At 69.3% G+C, this 26,630-nt stretch carries 16 protein-coding genes and 1 CRISPR repeat array; of the genes, 12 read left to right on the top strand and 4 right to left on the bottom strand.

Annotated features, from left to right (window positions below):
* Window positions 1-2,344 precede the first annotated feature (2,344 nt).
* The 10 genes from CUT44_RS00665 (at window position 2,345) to CUT44_RS00620 (ending at window position 18,405) form a co-directional block, all read left to right on the top strand.
* Window positions 2,345-5,155: a CRISPR-associated endonuclease Cas3'' gene (locus CUT44_RS00665; RefSeq protein WP_100200136.1), complete on the top strand. Its 2,811-nt coding sequence runs from the start codon at window positions 2,345-2,347 to the stop codon at window positions 5,153-5,155.
* 227 nt (window positions 5,156-5,382) lie between these two features.
* Window positions 5,383-6,945, top strand: coding sequence for a type I-E CRISPR-associated protein Cse1/CasA (gene casA / locus CUT44_RS00660; RefSeq protein WP_100200115.1), 1,563 nt, complete (start codon window positions 5,383-5,385; stop codon window positions 6,943-6,945).
* A gap of 69 nt (window positions 6,946-7,014) precedes the next feature.
* Window positions 7,015-7,710, top strand: a complete 696-nt coding sequence (casB, locus tag CUT44_RS00655; RefSeq protein ID WP_100200114.1) for a type I-E CRISPR-associated protein Cse2/CasB — start codon at window positions 7,015-7,017, stop codon at window positions 7,708-7,710.
* Window positions 7,711-7,799: 89 nt separating this feature from the next.
* Window positions 7,800-8,981, top strand: coding sequence for a type I-E CRISPR-associated protein Cas7/Cse4/CasC (gene cas7e / locus CUT44_RS00650; protein WP_100200113.1), 1,182 nt, complete (start codon window positions 7,800-7,802; stop codon window positions 8,979-8,981).
* Window positions 8,978-9,829: a type I-E CRISPR-associated protein Cas5/CasD gene (gene cas5e, locus CUT44_RS00645; RefSeq protein ID WP_100200112.1), complete on the top strand. Its 852-nt coding sequence runs from the start codon at window positions 8,978-8,980 to the stop codon at window positions 9,827-9,829. Before cas7e ends, cas5e begins: the two co-directional genes overlap by 4 nt.
* Window positions 9,826-10,503 carry a type I-E CRISPR-associated protein Cas6/Cse3/CasE gene (gene cas6e, locus CUT44_RS00640; protein ID WP_100200111.1) on the top strand — a complete coding sequence of 226 codons (678 nt, stop codon included), beginning with the start codon at window positions 9,826-9,828 and terminating at the stop codon, window positions 10,501-10,503. The genes cas5e and cas6e overlap by 4 nt, the downstream gene beginning before the upstream one ends.
* Entirely contained in the window at window positions 10,500-11,492 is a 993-nt protein-coding gene (cas1e, locus tag CUT44_RS00635) for a type I-E CRISPR-associated endonuclease Cas1e (RefSeq protein ID WP_100200110.1), read from the top strand. The genes cas6e and cas1e overlap by 4 nt, the downstream gene beginning before the upstream one ends.
* Window positions 11,493-11,517: 25 nt before the next feature.
* Complete coding sequence (cas2e, locus tag CUT44_RS00630) at window positions 11,518-11,829, top strand: type I-E CRISPR-associated endoribonuclease Cas2e (protein WP_100200109.1); 312 nt, start codon at window positions 11,518-11,520, stop codon at window positions 11,827-11,829.
* 17 nt (window positions 11,830-11,846) lie between these two features.
* A CRISPR array of direct repeats spans window positions 11,847-12,847; the repeat unit is 30 nt; unit sequence CGTTCTCTCCGCGCGAGCGGAGGTGAGCCG.
* A 61-nt stretch (window positions 12,848-12,908) separates the two neighbouring features.
* Window positions 12,909-15,137, top strand: coding sequence for a hypothetical protein (locus CUT44_RS00625; protein ID WP_100200108.1), 2,229 nt, complete (start codon window positions 12,909-12,911; stop codon window positions 15,135-15,137).
* Window positions 15,138-15,306: 169 nt separating this feature from the next.
* A complete protein-coding gene (locus CUT44_RS00620; RefSeq protein ID WP_146252147.1) occupies window positions 15,307-18,405 on the top strand; it encodes a hypothetical protein in 3,099 nt (1,032 codons plus the stop codon).
* A gap of 203 nt (window positions 18,406-18,608) precedes the next feature.
* On the opposite strand, the gene CUT44_RS00615 is transcribed toward CUT44_RS00620, so the two are convergent.
* From CUT44_RS00615 to CUT44_RS00600, 4 genes are all read right to left on the bottom strand, one after another.
* Window positions 18,609-20,009, bottom strand: coding sequence for a HEPN domain-containing protein (locus tag CUT44_RS00615; protein WP_146252146.1), 1,401 nt, complete (start codon window positions 20,007-20,009; stop codon window positions 18,609-18,611).
* A gap of 227 nt (window positions 20,010-20,236) precedes the next feature.
* Window positions 20,237-21,307, bottom strand: coding sequence for a helix-turn-helix domain-containing protein (locus CUT44_RS00610; protein ID WP_100200105.1), 1,071 nt, complete (start codon window positions 21,305-21,307; stop codon window positions 20,237-20,239).
* A gap of 67 nt (window positions 21,308-21,374) precedes the next feature.
* A complete protein-coding gene (locus CUT44_RS34430) occupies window positions 21,375-21,497 on the bottom strand; it encodes a hypothetical protein (RefSeq protein WP_269846147.1) in 123 nt (40 codons plus the stop codon).
* Window positions 21,498-22,376: 879 nt separating this feature from the next.
* A protein-coding gene (locus CUT44_RS00600) for an IS3 family transposase (RefSeq protein ID WP_100200103.1) occupies window positions 22,377-23,629 on the bottom strand; the annotation gives its coding sequence in 2 pieces (ribosomal slippage) (window positions 22,377-23,347 and window positions 23,347-23,629; 1,254 coding nt in all).
* A gap of 191 nt (window positions 23,630-23,820) precedes the next feature.
* Between CUT44_RS00600 and CUT44_RS00595 the strand changes: the two genes are divergently transcribed.
* Window positions 23,821-24,297: an excalibur calcium-binding domain-containing protein gene (locus tag CUT44_RS00595; protein WP_100200102.1), complete on the top strand. Its 477-nt coding sequence runs from the start codon at window positions 23,821-23,823 to the stop codon at window positions 24,295-24,297.
* 342 nt (window positions 24,298-24,639) lie between these two features.
* Window positions 24,640-25,842 carry a VWA domain-containing protein gene (locus CUT44_RS00590; RefSeq protein WP_100200101.1) on the top strand — a complete coding sequence of 401 codons (1,203 nt, stop codon included), beginning with the start codon at window positions 24,640-24,642 and terminating at the stop codon, window positions 25,840-25,842.
* Window positions 25,843-26,630: the final 788 nt, after the last annotated feature.

Below are 26,630 nucleotides of genomic sequence, written 5' to 3'. Positions count from 1 at the left end.
CCGCTCGCGCGGAGAAGACTCCGAGTACAGCACTCCCTCGGCGACCATGTGCGGCTCACCTCCGCTCGCGCGGAGAGGACGCGGAACAGTCCCTCGTAACGGCCCTGGGCGCCGGCTCACCTCCGCTCGCGCGGAGAGCACCTCGGAGACTGCTCCGGCGTCGCCTTCGTGTACGGGACACCTCCGCTCGCGCGGAGAGCACGCGGGCCTCGGACTCCTCGATGGCGGTCAGGGCGGCTCACCTCCGCTCGCGCGGAGAGCACCGGCTGGGCACGCCGGGATGCGGTGGTGGTGGCGGCTCACCTCCGCTCGCGCGGAGAGGACCCGCCCGAGACCGCCGCCCACGTCCTCCCCCACGGCTTACCTCCGCTCGCGCGGAGAGCACGCTGGCTTGTCCATCGCGCTGACCATCGTCTGCGGCTCACCTCCGCTCGCGCGGAGAGCACGCCTCCGGGTCCCGTGCTCCTTCTCGTGCCAGCGGGACACCTCCGCTCGCGCGGAGAGCGCACCACCACCACCGGCGCCTCAGCAGCCACGGGCGGCTCACCTCCGCTCGCGCGGAGAGCACGCAGCAGCTCCCGGGTGGCCGCGAAGCCGGGGGGCTCACCTCCGCTCGCGCGGAGAGCACTCCCTGCGGCAAGCCGCACGTGAAGGGACTGCCGGTTCACCTCCGCTCGCGCGGAGAGGACGGACCCTAGACATGGCCGAAGTGCATGACGTACGGCTCACCTCCGCTTGCGCGGAGAGGACCTCGGGCCGCCACGGCGGTGGCTGGTGCGCACCTCCCGGACGCACGGCTCACCTCCGCTCGCGCGGAGAGGGCGTGAGGGACGGCGGCATCGAGTTCACCGCCTACGGGATACCTCCGCTCGCGCGGAGAAGACTGACCCATCCGGACCGTGGCGAGGATGATCTGCGGGACACCTCCGCTCGCGCGGAGAGGACCCGCCCGAGACCGCCGCCCACGTCCTCCCCCACGGCTTACCTCCGCTTGCGCGGAGAGCACCCATTCGCGCACAGGTAGCAGTAGCCGGGGCGCGGCTCACCTCCGCTCGCGCGGAGAGCACCCCTCCAGGACGGGTGCCGCTCGGCCCGGGTGCGGCTCACCTCCGCTCGCGCGGAGAGCACGCTCATGCGGCCAGACCCCAGCCGTGCCGCGCCGGCTTACCTCCGCTCGCGCGGAGAGGACCATCGCGGTGGGGGCTTCGCCTGTGCCCGGGGCGGGACACCTCCGCTCGCGCGGAGAGGACGCAGCCACTCATCCATCACGGCCACCCCTCTCCGGGACACCTCCGCTCGCGCGGAGAGCACGAGCTGATCGGCCCGTGCACCACCGGCTACCCCGGCTCACCTCCGCTCGCGCGGAGAGCACTACCAGCCGTCGCCGTCGAAGTCGTCCGCGTGCGGCTCACCTCCGCTCGCGCGGAGAGGACAGCGACCCGACAAGAAGGGCCTTCGCACGGGCTAGCTCACCTCCGCTCGTGCGGAGAGGACGTGGGCGGGCGCTCGTGCCAGTCCTCGCCGAACGGCTCACCTCCGCTCGCGCGGAGAGCACGAGTCGATATGGACCCGGGGTGGTAGCCGGGTCGGCTCACCTCCGCTCGCGCGGAGAGCACATGTCCGAGAAGCTCCGCCCCGGCCTGGCCGCCGGCTCACCTCCGCTCGCGCGGAGAGCACGACCACGTACGGCACCGCGCCGACCGCATCCGCGGCTCACCTCCGCTCGCGCGGAGAGCACGCGGTCGCCATCATCGGCCGGAACGACCACGACGGCTCACCTCCGCTCGCGCGGAGAGCACGACCACGTACGGCACCGCGCCGACCGCATCCGCGGCTCACCTCCGCTCGCGCGGAGAGCACAGGATGCGGCCCTCCCACGGCTTCCACCCGTGCGGCTCACCTCCGCTCGCGCGGAGAGCACAACACGGATCAACGGCGGGGCCTCACGCCGTACGGCTCACCTCCGCTCGCGCGGAGAGCACACGGGGTCGCGGCGGAGGACGGCCGGCCGGAACGGCTCACCTCCGCTCGCGCGGAGAGGACTCGGCTTCGGCGGCGGCCTGCTCGTGGGCCTTCGGCTCACCTCCGCTCGCGCGGAGAGGACCTTTCTGACCTGGGTTTCTAGAACCCCTTTGCCGTCTCTTTGCTGGCGTCCTGGAGTGCTGGGAGGCGGGGAGGGGTTGTTGCGTGTCGCTGTGGCATGGCAGGGGAGTGTAGGCGCTGGCTTGTCAGTGTTGCTGGTCTGTGCGGGTGTTGGGGTCTGTTGTCAGTGGCGGTTGCTATGTGTGTCTGTGTGACGACGCATAGGGATCTTCCTCGGATGGGCCTCCCGCTGGATTCTTGTATGTGGGGGAAGGAGAAGGGTCTGCCGAGGCCCTATCCGGTTGTGTGCCATCTGCTCGACACAGCCGCGGTGTTCGAGGTCTTGTGGGATGTTCTGCTCGGTGGGCGGATGCGGGAGCGGGTCGCCCAAGCCCTGGGGCTGAGCTTGGACGAGGCGCGGGCCGTGGGGGCGTTCTGGGCAGGTCTGCACGACCTGGGGAAGATCACACCGCCGTTTCAGGCTCAGGTGCCGGAGGCGTTCGCGGCCGTGCGGGATGATCCGGTGTACTGGTTCGCGCCGGGAGCCGAGAGTGCGCGTGGGTTCCGGCATGAGAGGGCGACGCACTGGGCGCTGGCTCAGCTGTTCGAGGAGATCGGTTACCCCGGCAATCGCCGGTTGTTGAGGACGGCCGTCAGCCACCAGATCGCCCAACTGCTGGGGGGACACCACGGACGCTTCGGCGAGGTTCTGCCGTCGAAGCAGCTGGCTTCGGCGAGCGCTTACCAGTCTGGTCTGGGAGAGGAGGGCTGGGCCGGGCAGCGGCGGGTGCACTTCGCCGAGGTGCGGCGGGTTGTTGGTGCCGGTGCGGTGCCCGGGCGGGGGCTGCCTGCGGAGCTGGCGGTGGTGGTCGCTGGGCTGGTGGTGGTCGCGGACTGGCTGGCCAGCCAGACAGGCGCGATCAAGCCGCTGTTGCCTCCTGCGGGCTGGCGGGGCACCCCCGAGGAGCTGGACGCACACTGGGCGCGGACGCGGACGGCCGCCGCAGGGCTGGTGAGCGCGGCGCGACTGGGGCGGGCGAGGTTCGCGGCCGAAGAGTTCGGGGCGATGTTCCCTTTCCCGCCGAACACGCTCCAGGAGGACTTGGTCGAGGCTCTGCCCGAGCTGGTTGAGGAGCGGGGGCCGGGGCTGTTGCTGGTGACCGCGCCGACCGGTGACGGCAAGACGGAGGCCGCCTTGTTCGCGGCGTCGGTGCTGGGCCGGGCCGCCGATGCCCGGGGTCTGTACTTTGCGCTGCCGACCATGGCGACCGCGGATGCGATGTTTCCACGGGTGGAGAAGTTCGCCGACGCGGCGCTGGCCGGGGAGCGGGCGCTGACGCTGCTGCACTCCATGGCATGGCTCAGCCCGCTCTACACCCGGCGCGAGCACGCCTTCATGCCCCAGGGTGGTGAGGTGAGTGCGGAGGAGGCCACGGCCACCGAGGCCGGTATCTGGCTGCGGGGGGCCAAGCGCGGGCTGCTGGCGCCGCTGGGTGCGGGCACGATCGACCAGGCGCTCAGCGCTGTCCTGCCTCTCACGCATAATGCGCTGCGGTTGTTCGCCTTGTCGGAGAAGGTCTTCGTCGTCGACGAGGCCCACGCGTACGGGCCGTGGATGCACAAGCTTTTGACGCGGCTGTTGGAGTGGCTCGGCGCGTTCGGTGTCCCGGTGGTGCTGCTGTCGGCCACGCTGACGGGCCGTACCGCGGGATCGCTGGTTGATGCTTACCGGCGGGGGGCCGGGTTCGTGGAGCCGTCGGCTGTCGAGCCGTGCTATCCGGGGTGGCTGTTCACCGATGCCGCCACGGGGCAGGTCGCGGCGCCTCGCGCGGTCGGCAGCGGGCGTGCCCGCACGCTGGAGGCCGAGGTCCGCCCGGTGGTGTGGGATGTCGGCGAGGAGCCTGGGGCGGCCGTGCGGGCCGGTGGGCGCCGGGCGGCGCTGCGTGAGGTGCTGCGGCCGGTGGTGGAGGAGGGGGGTACGGCGCTGGTGTGCTGTACCACGGTGGCCGAGTCCCAGCGGACCTTCCGTGACCTGCGTGAGGCGTTCCCCGAGCTTGCCGGGAGTGAGGGCGGGCTGCGGCTGCTGCACTCGCGCTACCCGGCCGGCGTGCGGCAGCGGATCACCGGCGAGTGCGAGAAGGCATACGGCAAGCCCCGCACACCAGGTGAGGTGACGCGACCGCGGCCTGCGTCGGTTCTGGTCGCCACCCAGGTCGTTGAGCAGTCCCTCGATCTGGACTTCGATCTGGTGGTCAGCGACCTCGCTCCGCTGGCGCAGCTTCTGCAGCGGGCCGGCCGCGGCCGCCGCCACGCCCGGGGAGAGAAGGGGCGCCCGGGGTGGGCGTTGCCGGAGGACCGGCCGCGTCTGGTGGTGCTGGAACCGGTCGGAGACCGGAAGGAGACCGAGGCGCCGCGTAGCTGGGGCACGGTTTACGACCCTGGGCTGCTGCGCCGCACCGCTCGCCTTCTCCACGGTCAGGCGGAGACCGGCATCGAGGTGCCGGGCGACGTTCAGCGCCTTGTCGACGCGGTGTACGCGCAGGACTTCGTCGATGGTCTGGAGGATGCCGCCGGCCGGGAGCTGCGGCGCATGGATGCCCAGCGCCGTGCGGAGGAGGCGGCCGAGGAGCACTTGGCCGACATGGTGGGCATCTGCGCGCCCGCGGACGTCGCGGGAGACCTGCACCAGCTGTCCCGCCGGGAGGCGGGGGTCACCGAGGAACTGCTGACCACCCGCCTGGGCGCGGACAGCGGGCGGGTGTTGTGCCTGTACGAGCAGAACGGCGGTGCCCTCACGCTGGATGTGGAAGGGACGCTGCCGCTTCCCGCCGGCGGTCGGCAGGGCCTTGTGCGGGAGGAGCTCGCACAGATCATGGCCCACGTCGCGTCCGTTCCCGGGTCATGGCTGCGCCACGGAACCGAGGGGGTTCCCGCCCCGAAGAGCTGGAGCAAGCAGCCGGTGCTGCGGGATCTGGTGCTGCTGCGCATGCGGCCGGGCGGTCTGGGGGCCTGGAAGTGCCGCCATGGGGACCGGACGATCCGGATGTCGCAGGTCGGACTGGAATCAGTCTGAGGCAATTTCCCGAAAACGCCGTCGCCCTAGGCGACAGGCTTGCTACGTTGAGTCGCCGCCACAGTCGCGGCCCTTCCCGGGGCGCTGGGCAGGACACGGCCGTGGTCTTCCACGCCCGCCTGCGCGGGCACGGGGGCGGGTCCCGGCTCTCGCCATAGGCGACAGGCGGATCACCCCTGCTCTGGTGCGGGGATCCCACCTCATTGTGGCCCACCCATAGGAGCTTGATGCCAACCCACCACAACCTGTTCGACGAACCGTGGATCCCCATCCGCTGGACTCCCCAGGCGCTGCGCTCCGCTCCGGGGGAGCTGCCCGGCCGGCTCGGGCTGCAGGGCGTGCTGGAACACAGCACCGACATCGCCACCCTGGCCATCCCTGTACCGCCCGCGCACTCCGCGCTGCTGCGGATCCTGTACGCGCTCACCGCCCGGGTCACCGGGCTGGACGAGGCCGGCCCCGGGGACTGGGGACAGCGGCGGCTGGAGGTCCTGGAAGACGGCAGGCTGCCCCAAGAGCGGATCGAGGAGTACGCCACCCGGTACCGCGCGCGGTTCTTCCTCTACGACTCCGACGGCGGCCGTCCCTGGATGCAGGATCCGCGGCTGGCCAAACAGTGCGACGCCGGCAACACCGCCGGGGTGAACAAACTGATCGTGACCCGGCCCGCAGGCAACAACCACGCCTGGTTCCGGCACGGCAGCGACACGAACCCCGACCTCCCCACCGCTGCGGAGGCGGTCCTCAGCCTGCTGGTGTGGCACTACTACGGCCCTTCCGGGCGCTGCTCCGCCCGCGAGGTCAACGGCACCAAGACCGCGAGCGCGACGGCGGGCTCGCTGCGGACCGCGCTGTCCTACCACCCCGAGGGCGACACGCTGTTCGAGACCCTGCTGGCGGGCCTGATCCGCCCGGAGGCCACCGTGCGGCGGGGGGAGGACCAGTGCCCGTGGGAGTGGGACGACCTGCCCGACCCCGACGCCGCCCCGCCCACCCCTTCGGGGCCGTGCTCCCGGCTGACCGCCTGCTCCCAGCACGCTGTGCTGCTGGTACCGGACGACCACGACCCGGAGCTGGTCCGGGACGCCTTCATCACCTGGGCCTACCGCGCCGGCCGTATCCCCAGGGACGACCCGTTCCTGATCTGGCAGATCAGCCAGCAGAACAACCGCTACCCGCGCCCGGCCGACGCACGCCGCGCCCTGTGGCGCGACCTGGACGCCCTGCTGCTGAAGGAACCGCCCGGCACCTCCGAGCCCAAACGCCCCAAGGTGTTCGACACCGCACCGGAGGTGTCGGAGGACCTGCGGGTACGGGCGCTGGGCTTCGAACAGGAAGGACAGGCCAAGGACACCCAGTTCGTCGACGCCTCCACCCCGCCGGTCCTCGGATACATCGAGGACCGAGCTCCCCGGACCGCACCCGCCGTGGCACGGATGCGGCAGCTCGGCGAGATGCACGGTCACCGCCTGAACCGGGCGGTCAAGCTTGCCTGGAAGCTGTACACGGACGATGCGAAAGCGGACGCCGACACCTGGGCCGCCGAGGCGGCCGCCCGGTACTGGCCGCGCGCCGAGGCCGAGTTCTGGGCCCGTTTCCGGCAACTGGACCGCACCGGTCGCGCCTTGGACGTCGGGCTCGACCCCGCCGCCACCCGCGCGGCCTTCCTGAGCCTGGCGCGGGAGGCGTTCGACGCCGTCACCGCTTCCATCACCCGCACGCTGCGCGGCGCGAAAGCGGTGTCCACCGCACGCCTGGAGCTGTACGGCGGCCGGCGCAAGAAGAAGTAACGCCCCCGGCGAACACCCGGGCCCGGCCACAACTGTCACCATCCCCATTCCCTGGAAGGACACGCCCTCATGGCCACTGAGGCACCACCCGACGACCTGACCGTCACCCGGCGAAAGCAGCGCCTGGCCTACACCTCGTGGATCGAACAGGTCTGCGCGGAAGATCCCGGAGCCCGTGTCGCGCTGCGCAGCGGAGTAGGCCGCGGTATCGACAACGTGCCGCGCATGCACCGCCTGGTCGCCCGCTGGCTGCCCGCGGGCTGTTCCGAGGCCGAGCAGCGGGCGTATTACGCGGTGGCCGCGATGATCGCCGACCAGCCCCGCAACAGCTACGCCAGCGCCGCCAAGCCCGACACCGACACCGGTACCGACAGCGAGCCAGACGGCGAGGAGAAGACCACGCCGCCGGAAGCCGCAGCGTCCCGCAAGGACCGGTACGGCGACAGTCTCGGGGCGGCGTTCGCGCTGGCGGTCACCCAGGGGCCCGGCCGGGAGAGGGAGATGCGGGAGTCCGCGGCGGAAAGCCGTCTCAACCTTCTCACCCGGCAGAGCATCGACGGCCTCCACCGGCACCTGCCGTCCGCCGTCCGCTACCTGCGTGGCGTCGATGTGCCCGTCGACTGGGCCCAGCTACTGGACGACCTGATCGCCTGGCCCGTGCACTCCGGGCGAATCGCCCGTCGCTGGCTGCAGGACTACTACCGGGCACGCGCCAGGGACGAGCAGGAAAAGGCCAACCAGGCCGACCAGGAAGACCTGGAGTAAGCCGCCCCGCCGCAGCCCCGAGCCCGCAACAGCCGCACACCGCCGCTTCCCCCCGAACACCCATTGACCTTCGAAGGAGACACCCACCCATGGCTACCCCTGCCCGCTTCATCGACATCCACGCCGTGCAGTCCGTTCCGTTCGCCAACTTGAACCGGGACGACACCAACTCCGTCAAGACCGTCCAGTACGGCAACACCCTGCGCACCCGCGTCAGCAGCCAGTCCTGGAAGCGCGCCATGCGCACCGAGTTCCAGGAAAAGATCGGCCAGGCGGCGCTGCGGACCCGCCGCATCGGTGAGCGCGTCACCCGCGAACTGGAAAGCCGCGCCTGGCCCAGCGAGCTCGCGCAGCGAGCCGGCGGCCACATCGCAGCCGGCAGCAGCATCAAGTTCGAACTGGCCAAGCAGCCCGGCGACTCCAAGCAGATCATCCCCAACAAGGTCCTCACCAACGCCATGGTGTACGTGCCCGAGATCGCGGTCACCGAGCTGGCCGACCTCGCCGAACAGCACCGCGACACGCTGGAGAGCGCCAAGGACATCAAAAAGCCCGCCGACAAGAGTGTCCTGCCCACCGACCGGATCGAGGCCGTGCTCCGCTCCCGCAACGGCGTCATCAACCTCTTCGGCCGGATGCTCGCCGAGATCGACGACGCCGGCGTCGACGGCGCCGTACAGGTCGCCCACGCCCTGACCACCCACGCCACCGACGTCGAACTCGACTACTTCTCCGCCGTCGACGACGTCACCGACAACTGGAACGACGCGACCGGCAGCGGCCACATGGGCCACGCCGAGTACAGCGCCGGCACCTTCTACCGATACGCCACCGTCGACCTGCGCGACCTGGCGGCGAACATCGGGAACGAGCCGCAGGCGGCCCGCGAACTGGTCGCCGCGTTCCTCGCCGCGTTCACCGAGTCCCTGCCCCAGGCCAAGAAGAACTCCACCGCCGCCCACACCATCCCCAGCCTCGTGCACATCGCGGTGCGCTCCGACCGCCCCCTGTCCTACGCGGCCGCTTTCGAAGAGCCCGTCCGCGCCGCCGCCACGGGCGGCTTCGCCGCCCGCTCCATCGAACAGCTCCACGCCTACGCGCAGGCCGCGAACACACTCCTGGGCACCGGCCGCATCCTCGCCTCCGGCTGGGCCGGCCTGGACGCCAAGGACCTGACCGGCCTCGGCCGACGGTACGGCTCCTTCGAGGCGCTGATCACCTCCGCTGTGGATGTCGCCCTGGCCCGCAACGACGCCGAGGCCACCGCATGACCAGCCCCACAGCACCCGCTCCCGAGCCCGGCCTGCTGCTGCGTCTGACCGGCCCTCTGCAGTCCTGGGGCGAACACAGCCACTTCAACGAACGCGACACCGCGGCTTTCCCCACCCGCTCGGGTGTCGTCGGCCTGCTGGCCGCCGCCCTGGGCCGACACCGAAACCAGCCCATCGACGACCTGGCCCGCCTGTCGCTGACCGTACGCACCGACCGGCCTGGCATCCTCCTGCGCGACCTGCACACCGTGGGCGGCGGCTTGCCGGCGAAAGCCACCATCACCACGGCCGAAGGCAAGAAACGCGGCGGAGACACCGCCACGCTGCTCAGCCACCGCACCTACCTCGCCGACGCGGCCTTCACCGTCGCCCTCACCACGACCAGAACCGAGGACGGGGACACGCTGGCCCGGTGCGCCCGCGCCCTGCGCACCCCGCAGTGGCCCCTGTTCCTGGGCCGCCGCTCCTGCCCACCCGAAGGACCTCTTCTGCTGGGCGAGGCCGACGACGCCCTGTACCACCTGATCCACCTGCCCCTGGCCGCCCACCCACCCACCAGCGGAGGGCACGGCACCGACTTCCTCTCCGACCGGCCCCTGGACCGGCTCCCGGTACCAGACCACCCCACCACCGCCGACGGCGAGGACGGCACCCACCCCGCCGGCGAGGTCAACGACGAGCCGGTCTCTTTCGACCCACGCCACCGCACCCACCGGGCCCGCCCCCTGTACCGGCGCACCCTCCACCTGCCCCACACCCAGTACACCGGCCTGGGCACACGCCACCTCACCCGCCTCGGCGCCTACCTGGCCGACCACCTGCCCCACCCCGAAGGGAGCCACCGGTGACCGCCTGGCTCACCCGCATCATCCCCAACCCGCGCTCGGCCGACGCCCGCCGCGACATCACCGGCACCGACGCAGCCATCCACCTGCACCGCCGCCTGATGGCCCTCTTCCCCGACCACGCCGGCCCCGACCCGCGCGCCCGCTTCGGCGTCCTCTTCCGCACCGACGACACCCCCACCGGGCCCCACATCCTGCTGCAGAGCACCCACGAACCCGACCTGGACCGCCTCCCCGACAGCTACAGCACCACCGCCCTCACCCGCCCCCTGGACCCTCTCCTGGACGCCCTGCGCCCCGGGCTGACCATCCGCTACCGGTGCGTGGCCAACGCCATCCGCAAACCCGGCGCCACCACCCGAGCCCTGTACGACCTGCCCGCCGTCGTTCCCCTCACCGGGGCCGCCGCCGACGACTGGTGGACCCGGCAGGCCGACGCGGCCGGCATCAAACCCCTCACCCTGCACTCCCAGCCGCTGGACACCGTCCACGGCCGGCGAAGCACCCACGGCCCAGCCGCCCACCAGCGCATCCGCCACGCCCGCACCCGCTTCGACGGCACCGCCGCCATCATCGACGCCGACCTGCTCCGCACGAAGATCACCGAAGGCATCGGCCGCGGCAAGCCCTACGGCTGCGGCCTGCTCAGCATCGCCCCCGCCAGGAACGCCGGATGACTCCCACCGCACCAAGCACACAGCGCACACCCACCGAAGCCCGCCGCAGGCTCGCCGCCCCCACCGTCGCCATGCTGCCCCGCATCGCCGACTCCCTGTCCTTCCTCTACCTGGACATCGTCCGCATCCACCAGGACGACACCGGAGTCTGCGCCGAGATCACCACCGAACACCGCGGCACCGAAACCGTCTACCTCCCCACCGCCGCCCTCAGCTGCGTCCTCCTCGGCCCCGGCACCTCCATCACCGCCCGCGCCCTGGCCACCCTCGCCCGCCACGGCACCACCGTCGTCATCACCGGCTCCGGCGGCGTACGCTGCTACGCCGCCACCCTCCCTGATTCCCTCACCACCACCTGGCTCGAACACCAGACCCGCGCCTGGGCCGACGACACCCGACGCCTGGCCGTAGCGACCGCGATGTACGAGAAAAGGTTCGGCCCCGGCACCGCCCCGCCCGGCACCACCCTCGCCCAACTCCGCGGCATGGAAGGCCAGCGCGTCAAAGCCCACTACCGGATCCTGGCCAAGCAGTACAAGATCGGCCGCTTCCGGCGCGCCTACGACCCCGCAGCCTGGGACACCCAGGACCCCGTCAACCTCGCCCTGTCATCCGCCAACACCTGCCTGTACGGCATCGTGCACGCCGCGATCCTCGCCCTGGGCTGCTCACCGGCCCTCGGCTTCGTCCACAGCGGCAACCAACAGGCCTTCGTCTACGACATCGCCGACCTCTACAAAGCCAAACTGACCATCCCGCTGGCCTTCTCCCTCCACACCTCCACCAACCCCGAAGCCGAAGCCCGCCGCTCCTTCCGCGACGGCCTGCGCCTGTTCAAGCTCCTGCCGCGCATCGTCGCCGACATCCAGCACCTCCTCGACCCGAACACCGAGTACGACGCCCCGGACCCCGAAGAACAGCTCGTGGACCTCTGGGACCCGGTGGCCGGAGCCATCCCCGGCGGCACCAACCACGGAACAGACACATGACCCACACTCCCCGAGGACACCACCCATGTCTTCGATGATCGTCATCTCCGCCACCGCGATCCCCGACCACCTCAGAGGAGCCCTGACCCGCTGGCTGCTGGAAGTCACACCGGAGCTGTACGTCGGCACCGTCTCCGCCCGCGTCCGCGATGAACTGTGGACCTCGGTCGCCACCTGCGCCGGGGACGGCATGGCAGTCCTGGCCCACCCGGCCGACAACGAGCAAGGCTTCGTCCTGCGCACCGTCGGCACCCGCCGCCGAGAACCGACCGACTTCGACGGCCTCACCCTGATCGCTTTCCGAAGAGAGAGTCAAGAAACGGCAAAGCCCTCGTAGAAGCGCAGGTCATAAAGTGTTCTCTCCGCGCGAGCGGAGGTGAGCCTACCCTCCGGGCCGTGATCCCGGGTCAGAGTGCGTTCTCTCCGCGCGAGCGGAGGTGAGCCAGTCCCGGACGGCGTCGGCGTCGTTGCCGTACCGTTCTCTCCGCGCGAGCGGAGGTGAGCCGCCAGCAGCGGGCCGGAAACGGAGCACCCCGCGGTTCTCTCCGCGCGAGCGGAGGTGAGCCGAAGAAGACGGCCCCGAAGACGGCCCCGAAGCGGTTCTCTCCGCGCGAGCGGAGGTGAGCCGATCAGCTTCCCGGCCTTCGTGTGCACCCGAAAGTTCTCTCCGCGCGAGCGGAGGTGAGCCGAGTTCCACGGCCTGGCGAAGCCCTTCATCACTGTTCTCTCCGCGCGAGCGGAGGTGAGCCGGACGGGAAGGGTCGGCAGCTCGCGGACCGCGGGTTCTCTCCGCGCGAGCGGAGGTGAGCCGGCCAAGTTGGGACTGACGGACGTCTCCGTCAGGTTCTCTCCGCGCGAGCGGAGGTGAGCCGCGCGGGAATGGGCCCTCGCGGGCACCGTCGCTGTTCTCTCCGCGCGAGCGGAGGTGAGCCCGGCGTACGACGGAGCACCCCGGCCGCGTTCTCTCCGCGCGAGCGGAGGTGAGCCGTGCCGCGCCCTGCCCCGCCCCACCCCCTGACCGTTCTCTCCGCGCGAGCGGAGGTGAGCCGCCATGTAGTGACCCGGGTGGGCCAGCTGACGCGTTCTCTCCGCGCGAGCGGAGGTGAGCCGGGGAACTGGCCGTCACCGTCCGGCCCACCGCCGTTCTCTCCGCGCGAGCGGAGGTGAGCCGGCGGCTGCGGTGAGGGCGATGATGACGAGCGCGTTCTCTCCGCGCGAGCGGAGGTGAGCCGTCGTGACCGATTCCCCTGTTCCGGTCGTGGCCGTTCTCTCCGCGCGAGCGGAGGTGAGCCGGCCGGAGAGCCCCCCCGCCGAGGAGGCCCCGGCGTTCTCTCCGCGCGAGCGGAGGTGAGCCGGGGCTCCATGGGGTCTTAGGCTTCCTACCGCAGGGGAGCCGTAAGGCAGCATGGGGGGGACGTGGCAGAGACCGTGCGGCTGTCGTCGTTGAATGAACGGCTGGTTGCCATCGGGTTTGAGCGGCTTGCTCAGGGCGTGCCGGCCGTGCTGAGCAGCTCCGTGTTCGCTGGCGAGCTGGCGTTCGGGGCGCCGGAGGGCTGGCAGAGCGTGTGCGAGTCGTCGTGGGAGCAACTGGCCGCACGAGCCGGGAAGCTTCTCGCCGATGGGCCGTTGTTCTTGGTGCCGACGTGGGAGCGAAGGGCGAACCCGGCCAGGCGCCGTGCCGCCGATCCCGACTCCTACTACGTCGAGGCCATGACCTCGTGCCGCCCACCTTCACCCGACGCCGTGATGGCGGTGCTGCTTCCGGCGCAGGCGTGGGCCTCGGACCGATCCTGGGCGGCCGAGATGCGCATGAAGGTGGCCGAGCACTGGGACACCCTGCTCGTCGTCTACGGGTTCGGCACCCTCACGCATCTGCACGCGAGAGCGGAATCGATCGTCGTGTTCCTGCGGGCACGAGCGCAGACCAGGTCGGTACTGAAGGTCTTCCGGGTGCCGTACCGCCCGGATGAGGAGGTCGTCGCCAAGGACTTCGAGCGGCTACTGGCTCGTGAGGGTGGCAGGGGAGAACACGGCTACGTGCTGCGGGAGACACCCAGCCCAGAGCAGGGCCTGTACTTCGAACGCTTCGACCCGCACATCCTTAGGCGCCGCGAGGACCTGACCGGATTCGGCGCCGTCAACGCGCTCGGTGATCTCTTCACCTTCCACCGAACCACTTTCAGCGAGGCAGCCCTGAGGAAGGGCAAGCAGTTGACGTCACCGAAGGATCCCGGTGCGGTGCGCATCGTCCGGCCGCGGGACATCGGCCGGGACGGCACGATTGCCCCGCCGTCGGAGGAAACCCTATGGGCGACCATCGCCGCGGATCTGCAACTCGCCCCGGGGGACCTGGCGATCCGCCGCCTGCATGACCCGGTCACGGTGCCCCCACACGGCTTCTTCACCGCCGAGGTCACCGAAGGCAACCTCCCCGCCGCCGCATCTGACAATGTGGTGGTCCTGCGGCCCATCAAGCCGCTCTCCCGGCCGCAGGCCCGCTTGATCACCATGTTCCTGCGCACCCCGCTCGCCCTGAACCTGGCCGGGCCACGGCCGGTCACCACTGTGGAAGCGCTGTCCGCGTTGCCTGTCCCACAGCCTGATGAGGCGTTGACCAAGGCCCTTGACGAACTGACGGCCTCCAAGCAGCAGTTCAAACGGTGGGAACAGGAAGCGGACTCGGTGATCGAGTCCGTCTTCCTGGAGAAGACCGCGGCCCGGGCACGCGCCCGCGTCATTGACTCCGGCCGCGCACTGAGACTGCGCGTCGAAGCAGCCTCACTGCTCGACGACCTCGGCCACAGCGTCCGCACCCGCTTCCCCTACCCCATCGCCTACCGCTGGCGTGAGACCGAGGCCCGGATCAGCTCAGGCGACGCCCAGGCCGCCTACGCCGCGATCCTGGACACCGCCGAGGAACTGCTGTGCTACATCGCCCAACTCGTCCTCGCCCTCACCCACGCAAGACGGATCACCTTGGGGGCGGTGACGGCGATCCGGGACAAGCTCGCCGGTGGGCGCAGTGGCCCGGGCTTTGGCGACTGGGCGAACGTACTCAACGAAGCCGCGACCAGCCGACAGCTCAACAACCTCCCCGAAGCCCACCCCCTGAACGACATCCGGACACTGCTGGCACATTCGGATGCCGAGAAGGCCCGCCAAGCCCTGAGCGAGCGTCGCAACGATCAAGCCCACCTGCGGCGTGTCGACCCGATCGACCTGCCCCACGCCATCGACGTCGCCTTCGCCGACCTGACCCGCCTGGTCGAACGGGCCCGCTTCCTGGCCGACCTGCCCCTGCTGGAGGTCACCGACGTCCGCTGGGACACCTTCGCCCGCAGCGCCCGCGTGGAATACCGGGAACTGGCCGGAGACCACCCCGTCGTCCCGACCCGCACCATGACCCCATCCAACAACGACCTGGAAACCGGCAGCCTCTACCTCCGCGACACCGACGGCGCACTGCACCTGCTGCGCCCGTTCCTGATCGGCCGGGACTGCCCGACGTGCCGCACCTGGTCCACCTTCCACGCTGATCGCGTCCCCCAGGGCGCCGTCGTCTTCAAGAGCCTCGAACACGGCCACACTTGGGAAGACAAGTCCCCTGGCACCCGCCGCCTGCTGAGCCACGTCGGCCTTGTGTGAAACCACAACCCCGGCAGACTGCGGCGGCGATGGCCAAGCCCACACGCACCACCCCGATCAGCCAACGGAGACGGGCTGCAGCCGAAAGGGGGGGAGCGCGCCACGGATGTCGGTGGGGTGTTGGACACTGGTCGTGCGTGACTGCGGCAGTGAGACCAGGGGGAACGACGTGAGCGATGACGCCGTCCAGCTTGAGCGGCGTATCCGCTTCGCCCTGAGCATTCTCGGTGAGAGCAACAGCCACCACGAGTTCGAGGCTCTGTGCCTGGGCCTGGCGCGCCGGAGGATCACCAGCAACCTGTTGCCGGCGACCGGGCCCGTCAGCAGCGGCGGGGACCAGGGCCGGGACGCCGAAAGCCATTGGACCAACATTCCCCAGGAGCTGCCCGGCACGTCTCTGTTCGCGGCGCTGGCCTCCACCAAGCGGGTGGTGATGGCCTGCACCATCCAGGGCACCAAGGTGCCGGGCAAGATCCGAAAGGACCTGGCATCGATCTGTGGGCGGGGCACACCCGTGGATCGCGTCATCTACTTCACGGTGACCGCTGTGCCCACCAGGAAGCGGCACGACCTGATCGACGAAGCCGCTCGGACGCACCAGGTCGAGTTGGAGATCTGGGACGCGGCCGCCCTCGCCGTCCACCTCGCCGACTACGACCTGTTCTACCTCGCCGTCCAGTACCTCCACCTGTCCTCCGACCTCGCTCCGCCGCGCCCGGACGGGGCCGGCGAACTGCCCGACTGGTACGTCGAGGCCCGCCAGCGGTGGCAGGCGAGCGACGAGCCCGGCCGCACGCTGGGCGACCTGGTGGACCTGCGGGGCCCGCTGCGCCACGCCACCTTCCACGACGAGGCGCGGGCCGACCTGCCGGAATGGATCGGCCACGTACGTGCCCTGCTGGTTGCCGCAGCGGGGGAGCACACCGCTCTGCGGGCCCGCTACGAGATTGTCGTGGCAACCCTGCGCGGCCTCGGCGACATGCGCCCGGCGGACCAACTGGCCCGTGACTTCTTCGACACGGTCATCTCCGACGACACCCTCACCGATCCGGGAATCCTCGAGGATGCCGTCGTGCTCCTCGGATACGCATTCGGGGCGCTGCTGCGCGGCCTTACCGCGCTATCCACAGACGAGCTGTGCGGCTGGCAGCACCTGCTGGCCGACAAGATCGACCGCCTGCTGGAGGCGGAACCGCCCGCCAACGCCATGGCTCATCTGCTGGCCATGCGGGCCCGCTTGGCCCTGCACACCGACATGACCGCCGACCTCGAATCCGTGCCCGAGGACCTGCCGACCGTCGCGGAAGTCACCGCATCCGTTGTCGAAGCGGTAGAAGCCGGTGAGCCGATACCTGCCCTGCAGACAGGGCCACCGCTCACCGACCTCGACACTGCCATGAGCACCCTGCACCGGCTGGGCCACCACCTGGACAACGCGCCGTTGTTCCCCATCGAGCACACCGCCGACCTCTTCGACTACCTCACACCCGTACTGGTGGACCACCCGCTGTACCGGGAGGTCCGCGACCTGCTCGATCAGGCCACCGACCGGGTCACCGGCCAGACCGCACGCGGCGAACGCGCCCAGTCCCGCGGCCACGCCCTGATCAAGAGCGGCCGCCTTCCGCAAGCACTCCAGGAGATCCACGAAGCCAAAGCCAACTGGCTGCGCGGCGACACCCTCGAGGGCGGCCTGATTATGCTGCTGCTGTGCGCGCGCCTCTACAGCGAACTCGGCCTGCCCATCGCCGCCAAGCAACACGCGCTCGCAGCCGCCACCGCCGCGAAGTCCGCACCTAACCCCGAACTTCGCCGCTTCATCCCTCGCGGCGTCATCCTCGCCGCCCGCTACGACCGACAGGCTGGAAACTGGATCTCTGCCACCCGCCTGTTCTGCATCGGCCTCATGGCGCAGAACGCCTACTGCGACGAGCCGTACAACCACGAACGCTATCCCTACGTCTGGGAGATGATGGCCGACCAGGCGCTCACCCTGCGCGTGGCTAGCGCGGTGCGGCCCGGCTTCACTCCCCTGCTCCGCGCGATCACCGCCTCCGTGGGCATCGACACCGTCATCGACGAGATGCTCGCCCCGACCACCGGTGCCCCCACAGCAACCGAAGAAACCTACGCCAAGGAGGCCGATGCCCAAGGCGTGGGACGGCCCTTCAGCGACGCCGGTCCTACACGCCGCTACGCCTGGAACGCGCTCGGCGTCGACTGGGAGACCACCTGCCCGAACGAACGGCCGTCGGTACTTGCTGCCGAACGCTACACCGCAGCACTTCAGGTGTTCCTCGGTGAACTCGCCACACAGGACCCGCTGTTCCTTCCCGGACGCCTGAGCGTCGAGATCCGCGCAGACACCACCCTGTCTCATGACCAGCCCGCTGTCTGTGAGCAGAGCGCCGACCGGGATACCAACCGGTGGAGGCTGCGCCTGCCCGCGGCTGACCCCGTACACCTGGAAACAGAGCTCTCCCGCCTGCTCACTGCCCTGATCAGGGTGGTGATCTCCCAGTCACTGCTCTCCGACGAGGCCTTCATGCACCTCGTCGAGCAGGCGCTCGCCGGCGGCCTCTGGCACAAGCTCCTCGCCGGCCGCCCCTACGACGAACTGGCCGACTTCCTGCGGCCCGCCGACTACCAGACGATGGCTGCGCTCGCCGGCCCAGCCGTCGGAGCAGGTACGCCGCACGGCCAGGCGAAATCGACTGCCCTGCCGACCCGAACCGGGCCTGGACCCGGCTACGAGCATGAGACAGCCCTCGAGACCACCCGCAACCGTTATGCCGTCATGCTCCCTATCGTGCGCTACACCCTTCCTCGCCTGGCCACAGACTCCGGCTTCCGGCGTACGGTCACACAACTGAGGCAGGAAGGGTGGCGCGACTGGCACCTGCTGACCGCCATCGCCAACGCGGTCGGAAACCATCGCATCCAGCAGCAGGGCCTGCACCCGTCCCCGGACGACTCAGAGGAACACCGAGCTCGCATCCTCGCCGTCATGCAAGCCCCCGAACATCCCGACGACCCTCCTGTTCCTGCTGAGGCGTTCACGGAACACGCCCTTCGCTCACACCTGTCTATGGCTGCCGTGAGCACCGCGCGCGGCTTTGGCCTTGTCATCCGCCATGGCTCTCTTGACCCTCAGGCACTGCTGTCGGTGCTTGGCGACCGGTACGGCTACTGGACGGACGTTGAACACCCCGATGTGTTCGAATGGCGATCTGCTGCTGACCATCCTGCCGACGTGCCCACCTCGTAACACGGGGAGCCGCGCATCGCCGCGGTTGTTCCGGCCCCTGGAGGCACAAGTCATGCCGGAGCCAGAGGCCGGGAGCCTCCTTGCGGGCCGTGAAGGTAACGGGGCCTGTAGAAGGAGCCGCCCGGCGGGGCTGGACCGCCGTCGAGCCGACCGGCCACGGGAACCGCCTCACCTACTCTGGCCGGACGATCAGGCGGGGCTCGTCAGTTTTTCCCGTATGCCGTCGTCGCGGGCGGGGAGGCCGTGAAGAAGGCGTTGAGGATCTCGGCCACGCGATGGCGTTCCCGGTTCGACAGCAAGGATCGGTCCAGGTCGCTCAGCACCTGCTCACCCATGGTGTCGGTGGCGACGAGCCACCGCAGGAACACGCCGAACGCCGTGCGCCGGATGTCGGCCAGCCGCTCGGTATCGGTCGTGCCGTCCTTGGAGTGGATGACTCCTTCCTTCTCCCCGTGGGCATACTTGGAACGGAGCTCATACGCCTTTTTGATCACCCCGGCTACGGCCAGGCGGGCCTCGTCCTGATCCCACAGAGCCGCTGCCCGCTGATGAGTCCGGCGTCGGCTGTCCCCCTGCCCGTCAGCAGCTGCCACGGCTTCCATGGCGATGACGTAGTCCAGCAGCACGTCGTCAGCCTCTGCCTCATCGACGTAGGTGCCGCCCCAGGTGCGTTGGGTGGCCCGCATCAGGCGACTGGCCGCACTGGTCAGCGCACGAGCGGTCGGCGTCGGGTCTCCCCTCCTGTTTCCCTTCATGACGACGCGGGAACGCACTGCGCCGACCAGGGTATGGACGGTGGTGCAGAACGCGGTGAAGGTCGGCAGCTCGGAGTCCGTCACGACATAGCCGTACGCGCGATGGCTTTCTCCCACTTCCTCGCCATAGTGATCGTGGCGCGGTTCGATGACGGGTGCTCCGGAGCGGAGGTCACTACGGCGTCCGGGTTCCACCCGGAAGTACGCCTCGGGGTGGAGGGGGTGATCGGGGTCCCACAGCTGCAAGGTCAGCAGGACATCCAGGTGTCGGCGTTCGGGCCGCATGTCGAGGTCGGGCAGAAGGAAGTGGCCCCGATAAGGGGAGTCGTCAGGCCGGAGGAGTTGGAGGAAGGCCGCGCCGTGCAGAGTGTCCGGGTCCAGGCTCGGCGGCCGCAGGAAGCGCCGCATGGAAGGCAGAGGCATGAGCCGGACGAGATCATCGGCACTGGCGGCGCACAGCCGGTAGTCGCCTAGCGTCAGCTCCGTACCTTCCGGAAGCTCGATGTCCAGCAGAACCCAAGTCTGCACCTGAGGGGTGTCACGGAGACAGAACGCGGCAATGTCAGCGGCCAACTTCTCGACCGGTACCTCCAGGCCGCTGGCGAAGGCCTCAGCGACCCGGCCGAGCCCGGTCATGTCGATCATTACGGTGCCGCTGAGCGCGGTTCCGTCCTTCGTATACAAATCCGGGCGGCGGGAGGCCGGAGCCAGGTCCGTCACCGCCGTGTCGACCGCTTTCCAGGAGGCGCGGCCGCTCAGCTCCGCGGCGGACCATGCTTGGGGTGGGTGCGTCCGCAGGTCCTCCAACCACTTCTGCAGCGCGTCCTTCACCGCCACGTGTTCACTCATAGGCACAACGCTAGAGCGTGCTTGTGCCAGCCCGCGACGGAAATAACCCATGAACCCCGGGGACTGTCCGTCTGGAGGATTTACAAGGGACGCCCTGTTGATCGGCGCTGCCAAATGGGCTCCAGCACCGTTGAGGCGTCTCTGCTCCGGCCGCCTGGGAATCGGGAGCCAGTGACCCATGGTCGCCGTCGGGTGCCTTACCACCCGGGTGTTGGATGCTCAACGCCTCATCGACGGATTGTCGTGCTGGCCTCGTAGGCCAGTGGCGGGAGAATGAGCGCTAGGCGCTCCCGCGGTGGAGGAGAACTTCCCATCCGCACCAAGGCGGCGGCGAGGCGGTCCTTGTGGTCTCCGGCAAGGAAGGGGATCTCGTCTTTGAGGTAGCGCTGCAGGGTCCTGGTGGGAACACCTGTGTGCCGGGCGAGGATGGGCAGGAAGCCGGCTCCGTAGAACCTGTTGAGTGTCTGCAGTTCGGCCTTCAGCAGGAAGGGGTCCACATGGACGGCTCGCTGCCGAGGCCAGGCGGACCGGCCCCGCCTCGGCCGGGCCGCAGCGGGCTGCCAAGCGTCGGTGAGTGCTTCGCCGGAACGAGAGACGTGGGTCTGTCCGCCACCGGATATCAGCGCTCCCATGCGCGCTTGTTCACGTGCTGCGTCCATGCTGCGGCGGGCACTGGCTGAGGTACGTTCCAGCAGCGCCAGCCACTCGATCTTCTCGGCGAACGTGGCGACACCACAGCCTTCGAGGAAAGCCAGCAACCCGCGCACTGTTATGGGATGGAAGCCGTTGGCCATCGCGGCAAGCGTGGTGTGCGAGTAATCGCTCCTGCGCGCCATGGTTCGGAACGAGACCGAACGGTAGGCGCGTAGTCCTCGTAGCCAGAACACCAGCGCCTTCGTGCTCGAGGCACCGGAGGGAGGTGTCAGTTTGCCGCTCTTCTCCCAGCGTGACCATGTCTGGCGCCACGCCGTTCGCTCCCCGCAGTCATCGGCTGTCATGGCTTGGGAGGAAACAGATGCCTGCTGAGGGCGCTTCCCACGCAAGGCGGCTTCTCGTTGCGCCACCCACGGTTCCGTGTCCCTCTCGCCACAGGCCTCGACGAACGCCTTCACGGTTTTCTCGCTTGGCACACTCATGCCGTTTTGCGCGGTCGACAGAGTCCCTGTGGACAGCCCCGACAAGGCCGAAAGCTGAGCCAGGGTGAGCCCGGCACGCTCTCTGAGAGCGCGGAGCTCGGTGGCGAACGCGACGCACGGAAGGTCGTGTTCCTCGGGAAGCCTGTTGCTGGGGCGGGCCATGGCAGGGCGTCTCCTTCTCCGTGGAAGAGCGGGGCACCGGGATGGGGCCGGTGCCCCGCGGGAGGCGTCAGGACAGAAGCAGGCGCAGCTCGGCGGCGGTCAACCCGCCCGCGAGCACTGTTGCCATGGCCACCTGCGGCGTGCAACCGAGCATGACCAGCACGGCCGTCACCGCCAGCACGATGGCCAAGACAGCAACAGGGGCCGGGGGACGGACCGCGTACAACTCCGGGGAAGACCCGGACTGACAGGAGATGAGCCAGGGGAAGGCCCGGCTCCACAGGTGCGAGCAGGGGTAAATGATGCGCATGTGTTCTCGATTCTTCGTGCAGGGACAGGCGTCACTCGCGGGACGGCCCGGTCCCATAGACCCGGACAAGGACTTGTCGGTAGTGACCGGTTGACGCCAGCCGCCGCCGATGCAGTCATCATCTACGACCTCACCAGCAGGTGTGCACCGTCTCTGACGAAAGTTGAAATATGTGATGCTCGATTCTTCAGAAAATGGTGCCTGAAGGATGTTTTGAAGAAAGGCTTCGTTCGGAAAACCCGCAGGTCGGGTCCGCTTTTGCTTCATCTCTGTCAGGATTTGCGACGGGAAGTTAGGCGGCGGCTGGTAGGAATATTTGTAGCGTCGGTGGAGTGTGAACAAAGCACGGCGCAGCAGAGGTATCTTCTGTCTATGACCCGGACAAGGCCCTCTCCGCGATGGGCTGTTGACGCGGCGCCATCGCATGCCGGGTGGAGGAGCGGTGCTCCTCCACCCGGCATCACTGCCGAGGACTCCGGGGAGAGGGCTCGGGTCCTACTCACCCGTCTGAGGGATGGGTACACAACGATCCCTTTGAGCGAGTGGCGGCCCCTGGCGAAAGGGCAGTGAGCTTCAGAGGTGGAGGCTGCGGCCGAGGGTGAGGGTGTCCAGGAGGTCGTGGGTGATGCGTTCCTGGCCGGTGAGGATGGCTTTCTGGGCGGCTTGGCCGATGAGGTGGGACAGGGCCCGCAGGTAGCCCTTGCTGCGCTGGTGGAGGTAGGGGTGGAGGTGTGAACCGCACCGGGTTCGGTAGAGATCTCAGATATTGGTTGTGACCTGGGCTTTCGTGGTGTCCAGGTAGTGGTTGGCTTCGTATTCGGCGGGCGGGATGTGCCCTATCTCACCGTGAAGCCGGGTGTGGTTGTACCAGTCGGTCCATTCGGCGGTGGCCAGCTCGACCTGGGCGAGGGATCTCCAGGGCCGCTGCGGCTTGATCACCTCGGTCTTGAAGAGGCCGATCGTGGACTCCATCAGCGCGTTGTCGTACGCGTCGCCGACCGATCCGATCGAGGCTGCGATTCCGGCCTTCTCCAAGTGCTCGGCCAGCGTGAAGGACGTATATTGCGATCCCGCGTCCGAGTGATGCACCAACTCACCTGGAAAGGGTGGATGTTGGTCGCGATCACGTTGCCACAGCCCCATGCCCAGGGCGTCCAGGACGAGCCGGGTCTGCTTCGTGGTCGAGGCGGACCAGCCGACGATCCGGCGGGAGAAGGTGTCCACGACGAAGGCGACGTAGACGATGCCGGAGAACGTGGCGACATGGGTGAAGTCAGCGACCCAGCAGCGGTTCGGCGCGCTGGCGACGAAGTCGCGGTCCAGCAGGTCCGGCGCCCTTGGCGCGGAGGGGTCCGGGATCGTGGTGACCACTCTCTTGCCGCGGACGGCGCCGGTGATGCCGAGCTCGCGCATGAGGCGTTCGACGGTGCAGCGGGCCACGGTCCGGCCCTGGCGATTCAGGTGCCGCCAGATCTTCCTCGCGCCGTAGACACGGTAGTTGGTGTCGTATGCCTCCTGGATCAAGATCTTCAGTTCGGCGTCCCGAACGGTGCGGGCCGAGGGCGCCGTCAGGCGTTTGTGGTGGGCGTAGTAGGTGGACGGGGCGATCTTGCAGTCGTGCTCGGTCAGAACACGGCAGATCGGCTCGACTCCGCCGAAGCGGTCCCGGTGCTCGTCGATGAACGCTACGAGCGTGTGTGTGGCCGGTCGAGCTCGGCCGCGAAGAAACTCGCCGCCGCCTTCAGGATCTCGTTGGCCCGCTTCAGCTCGGCGATCTCCTTCTTCATCGCCTTGATCTGTGCGGACTCCTCCGTCGTCGTCCCCGGCCTGGTGCCAGCATCGATCTCGTCCTGGCGGACCCACTTGCGCAGCGTCTCGGTCGTGCCGATGCCGAGCTTTGCGGCGACCGCTTTCATCGCGGCCCACTCGGTGTCGTAGTCGGGCCGCACCTCGGCGACCATGCGCACCGCACGACGGCGCAGCTCAAGCGGGCACGGGGAGGGACATGCCATGACTCGATCCTCTCAAATGATCGAGTCCCTACCGAACCCGGTGCGGTTCAGTCGTGGTGTGCGGAAGGCGTTCATAGGGGTGTTGGTGCTGGGCGAGCTGTCACCCGAAAGGGTGAGGTTCTGGCTGCGGGGCTCTGTCTTGGTCCGGCAGCGAACTACGGTCGCTCTTCAGTTGTTGCGTCAGGGGGATCATGGCCAATCCGTACACCCAGCCCCAGCCCGCGCCGCCGCGCTCGGCGCCCAGATGGGCCCGCAAGAGGTTCGTCCTCCCGGCCCTGGCCCTGGCGTTCTTCCTCGGTATCGGTGTCGGCGCGAGCGAGAGCGACACCACGGCGAAGGCTTCCGCCGCATCACCGTCCCCGGAGCCGGCGGTGACGGTCACCCAGACCCGGGAGGTCACCGCCAGTCCGGCCGTCGAGCCGGAGCCGGCCGCGACGGTCACCGTCCGGGCCACCGAGACGGTCGAGGTCACCGTGAGCGCCCCGGCTCCACAGGCGGAGGGCTTCGGTACCTCATCGGGCGGGAACGATGGCGGCAGCGGTGGGGGATCGGCCTACTACTCCAACTGTTCAGAAGCCCGCGCTGCGGGGGCCGCGCCTGTCCGCCGGGGTGATCCGGGCTATGGCCGCCACCTGGACCGGGATGGTGACGGCGTCGGCTGCGAGTAGTGACTCCAGTTCTCCGCTGCGGCACTCCGGTGTCCGGGAGCCGGCTTGTTGCGCACGTCCGCGGCCGGAGCTTTGCGGCACGAGGAGCTGCGCACTCTCCCTGCCTGGCCGTCTGAAGGACTTCCCGCGCCTGCCCGAGCGGAGACGAAACAGCCCCCTGCCTCCCCTGGGGGTTATGCCGCAAGGGGCCTGGGCTTGGGTGCGCCAGGTCAGGAAAGACGCCGCCGGACAGCACAGACGCGCCGGGCATCTCACCAGCACTACGTTCCCCGCCGCCTTCTGACGGCACCAGGTGCGGCCACAAGCCGACGGGGAGCGGTCACCGCAAGGACATCACCGCGCATGAACACCACCGCATTGGCCAAGGGTGCGAACGCCGCGCTCGCCACCACCACGGTCACCGCCACCATCACCGGCCGGGGTCTGCCTCTGGACGTTTCCGCCTTGCTGCTGGGCCCCGGCGGCACCGTCCGCAGCGATAGTGACCTGGTCTTCTACAACCACCCCCGGCAGGACGGCGTGACCGTATCCGGCCGGCAGGTCGTCCTCGGCCTGCCGAACATCCCCGCCGACGTCGAAACCGTCGTCCTGGTCGCCAGCGCCGACCCCCTGCACCCGGGAGGTGTGTTCACCACCGCGCCGGCCCTGAGTATCACCCAGATGGGCGGCACCTCGCTGGGCTTCACCCCACCGGATTTCACCGCCGGCGAGACCGTCATTGTCCTGGCCGAGCTCTACCGCCGCAGCGGCGGCTGGAAGATCCGCGCCGTGGGCCAGGGCTACGCCTCCGGACTGGCCACCGACTACGGCGTCGACATCGAAGCCGACACCCCGGCCCCGGTCACCCCGCCGCGCCCCGGCACCGGGTCCCCCGGCGGGCGCGTGGACCTGGCCAAGGTCGAGAACCGGGCACCCGCCCTGGTGGCCCCGGCCCGGCAGGCCGGCCAGGCCCTCGCCCGAGCCGGCGCCACGGAACGGCGCGCGGCCGTGTACCTGATCCTCGACCACGGCTGGGACATGGAGGAGCTGTACGAGTCCTTAGCCATCCAGGCCTTCGCCGAGCGGGTCCTGGCGCTGTCGGTGAACCTGGACGACGACGGCACCGTCCCGGTCATCTTCTCCAGCGGAAGAGAGCCGTTCCTGGAAGAGATCCGCCTGGACAACTACCGCGGCAGGATCGGTCAGTTGCACACCCAGGTCGACTGGGGAGCGGGAGACGTGGCCGCAGCCATGCGCGCAGCCGTCCAGCACTACCAGCACCCCGGTGCCACCGATTCGGCCTTCATCATCACCCAGGTCGGCGACGAACCCTGGGACAAGGCCGAGGTCCGCTCCCTGCTGCAGAACACGGCCCCCCTGGGCGTCTTCTGGCTCTTCGTCGGCTTCGGACGGGGGAAGCTGGCCTTCTACAAGAACCTCAACGCCTCCGCCTCGGCCACCTTCACCAACGCGGCCTTCTACGACGCGGGCAAGAACCCAGGCGCCGTGCCGGGGGAGGCCTTCTACGCCGGCCTGGTCGACGCCTACACCGCCTGGACGCGCTGACCTCTGCCGATCGTGCGCGCCCGAACCCGTCGGCGCGGCGGCCCCTGGAGCTTCTTCTGGCTGAGCGGCGGTATCAGCCACGCCTGGCCGCTGTGTGGCGGCATCGGGTGGGCCGGTGGCCGTAGCGGTGGGTGAGGCGTGGTGCCTCACCCACCTTTGCGGTGTCTGCCTCTGCGGTAGGCCTGTGGTGGGAGGCGTGTGGGGACGCCGCAGAGAGGGAAGGCACCGCTCGGGCTGCCTCGCAGGGCGGGGTGGGATACCGGCCCGGTCCGATGAAATTGCAGAGGCGAGGACAGCGTGAACCCCGGATTCACCCTTTTGGGTGACGGGTGAGAGTTTCTGATCATCGGCCCGGTGAAAATCTGTGCCGGTTGCCGCACCCTTCCTGCTCGGTCTCAGGCCGAATTTATGTCACGTGTGTCCGTTATTTCCTTCCGGGTTTGCGGGCCGGGAGGTGCGGGAGTGTTTCCCGCCGGCGCTGCTGTGCCTGGTTTTCATGGTTTTCAGGCGGTGGCGTGCACGTTTTCGGGTGGCTAAGTTGCGGTCGGGACAGCAAGAAGGGCTTCGAGGGGTTGGTCGCCTGACTCGAAGCCCTTGCGCGTCCGCACTGTCCGCCTTGAGAGAAGGAGACCGAGTTGATCGAACGCGTGTACCGGAAGTGGGCTGGCCTGCTTCCGGTGTTTTCCGACACTAGCATTCCGCTCTCTGCCCTGATGCAAACAGCGGTGGTGGGCTTTTTCGCTGTCACGGTGCGGTGGAGTTCCGTGCTGGTCGCCGTGGTGATCTCC

It is taken from the genome of Streptomyces carminius (assembly GCF_002794255.1).
GTDB classification, from domain to species: domain Bacteria; phylum Actinomycetota; class Actinomycetes; order Streptomycetales; family Streptomycetaceae; genus Streptomyces; species Streptomyces carminius.
The sequence above is the reverse complement of the archived record's forward strand: the minus strand, read 5'-3'. Positions and strand labels throughout refer to the sequence as shown.

Coding starts and splice junctions, on each gene's coding strand:
- CUT44_RS00590 (WP_100200101.1), top strand. CDS start 24,640: ATGAACACCACCGCATTGGCCAAGGGTGCGAACGCCGCGCTCGCCACC.
- cas1e (WP_100200110.1), top strand. CDS start 10,500: ATGACTCCCACCGCACCAAGCACACAGCGCACACCCACCGAAGCCCGC.
- cas7e (WP_100200113.1), top strand. CDS start 7,800: ATGGCTACCCCTGCCCGCTTCATCGACATCCACGCCGTGCAGTCCGTT.
- CUT44_RS00665 (WP_100200136.1), top strand. CDS start 2,345: ATGTGGGGGAAGGAGAAGGGTCTGCCGAGGCCCTATCCGGTTGTGTGC.
- cas5e (WP_100200112.1), top strand. CDS start 8,978: ATGACCAGCCCCACAGCACCCGCTCCCGAGCCCGGCCTGCTGCTGCGT.
- CUT44_RS00610 (WP_100200105.1), bottom strand. CDS start 21,307: ATGGCCCGCCCCAGCAACAGGCTTCCCGAGGAACACGACCTTCCGTGC.
- CUT44_RS00595 (WP_100200102.1), top strand. CDS start 23,821: ATGGCCAATCCGTACACCCAGCCCCAGCCCGCGCCGCCGCGCTCGGCG.
- casB (WP_100200114.1), top strand. CDS start 7,015: ATGGCCACTGAGGCACCACCCGACGACCTGACCGTCACCCGGCGAAAG.
- CUT44_RS00615 (WP_146252146.1), bottom strand. CDS start 20,009: ATGAGTGAACACGTGGCGGTGAAGGACGCGCTGCAGAAGTGGTTGGAG.
- casA (WP_100200115.1), top strand. CDS start 5,383: ATGCCAACCCACCACAACCTGTTCGACGAACCGTGGATCCCCATCCGC.
- cas2e (WP_100200109.1), top strand. CDS start 11,518: ATGTCTTCGATGATCGTCATCTCCGCCACCGCGATCCCCGACCACCTC.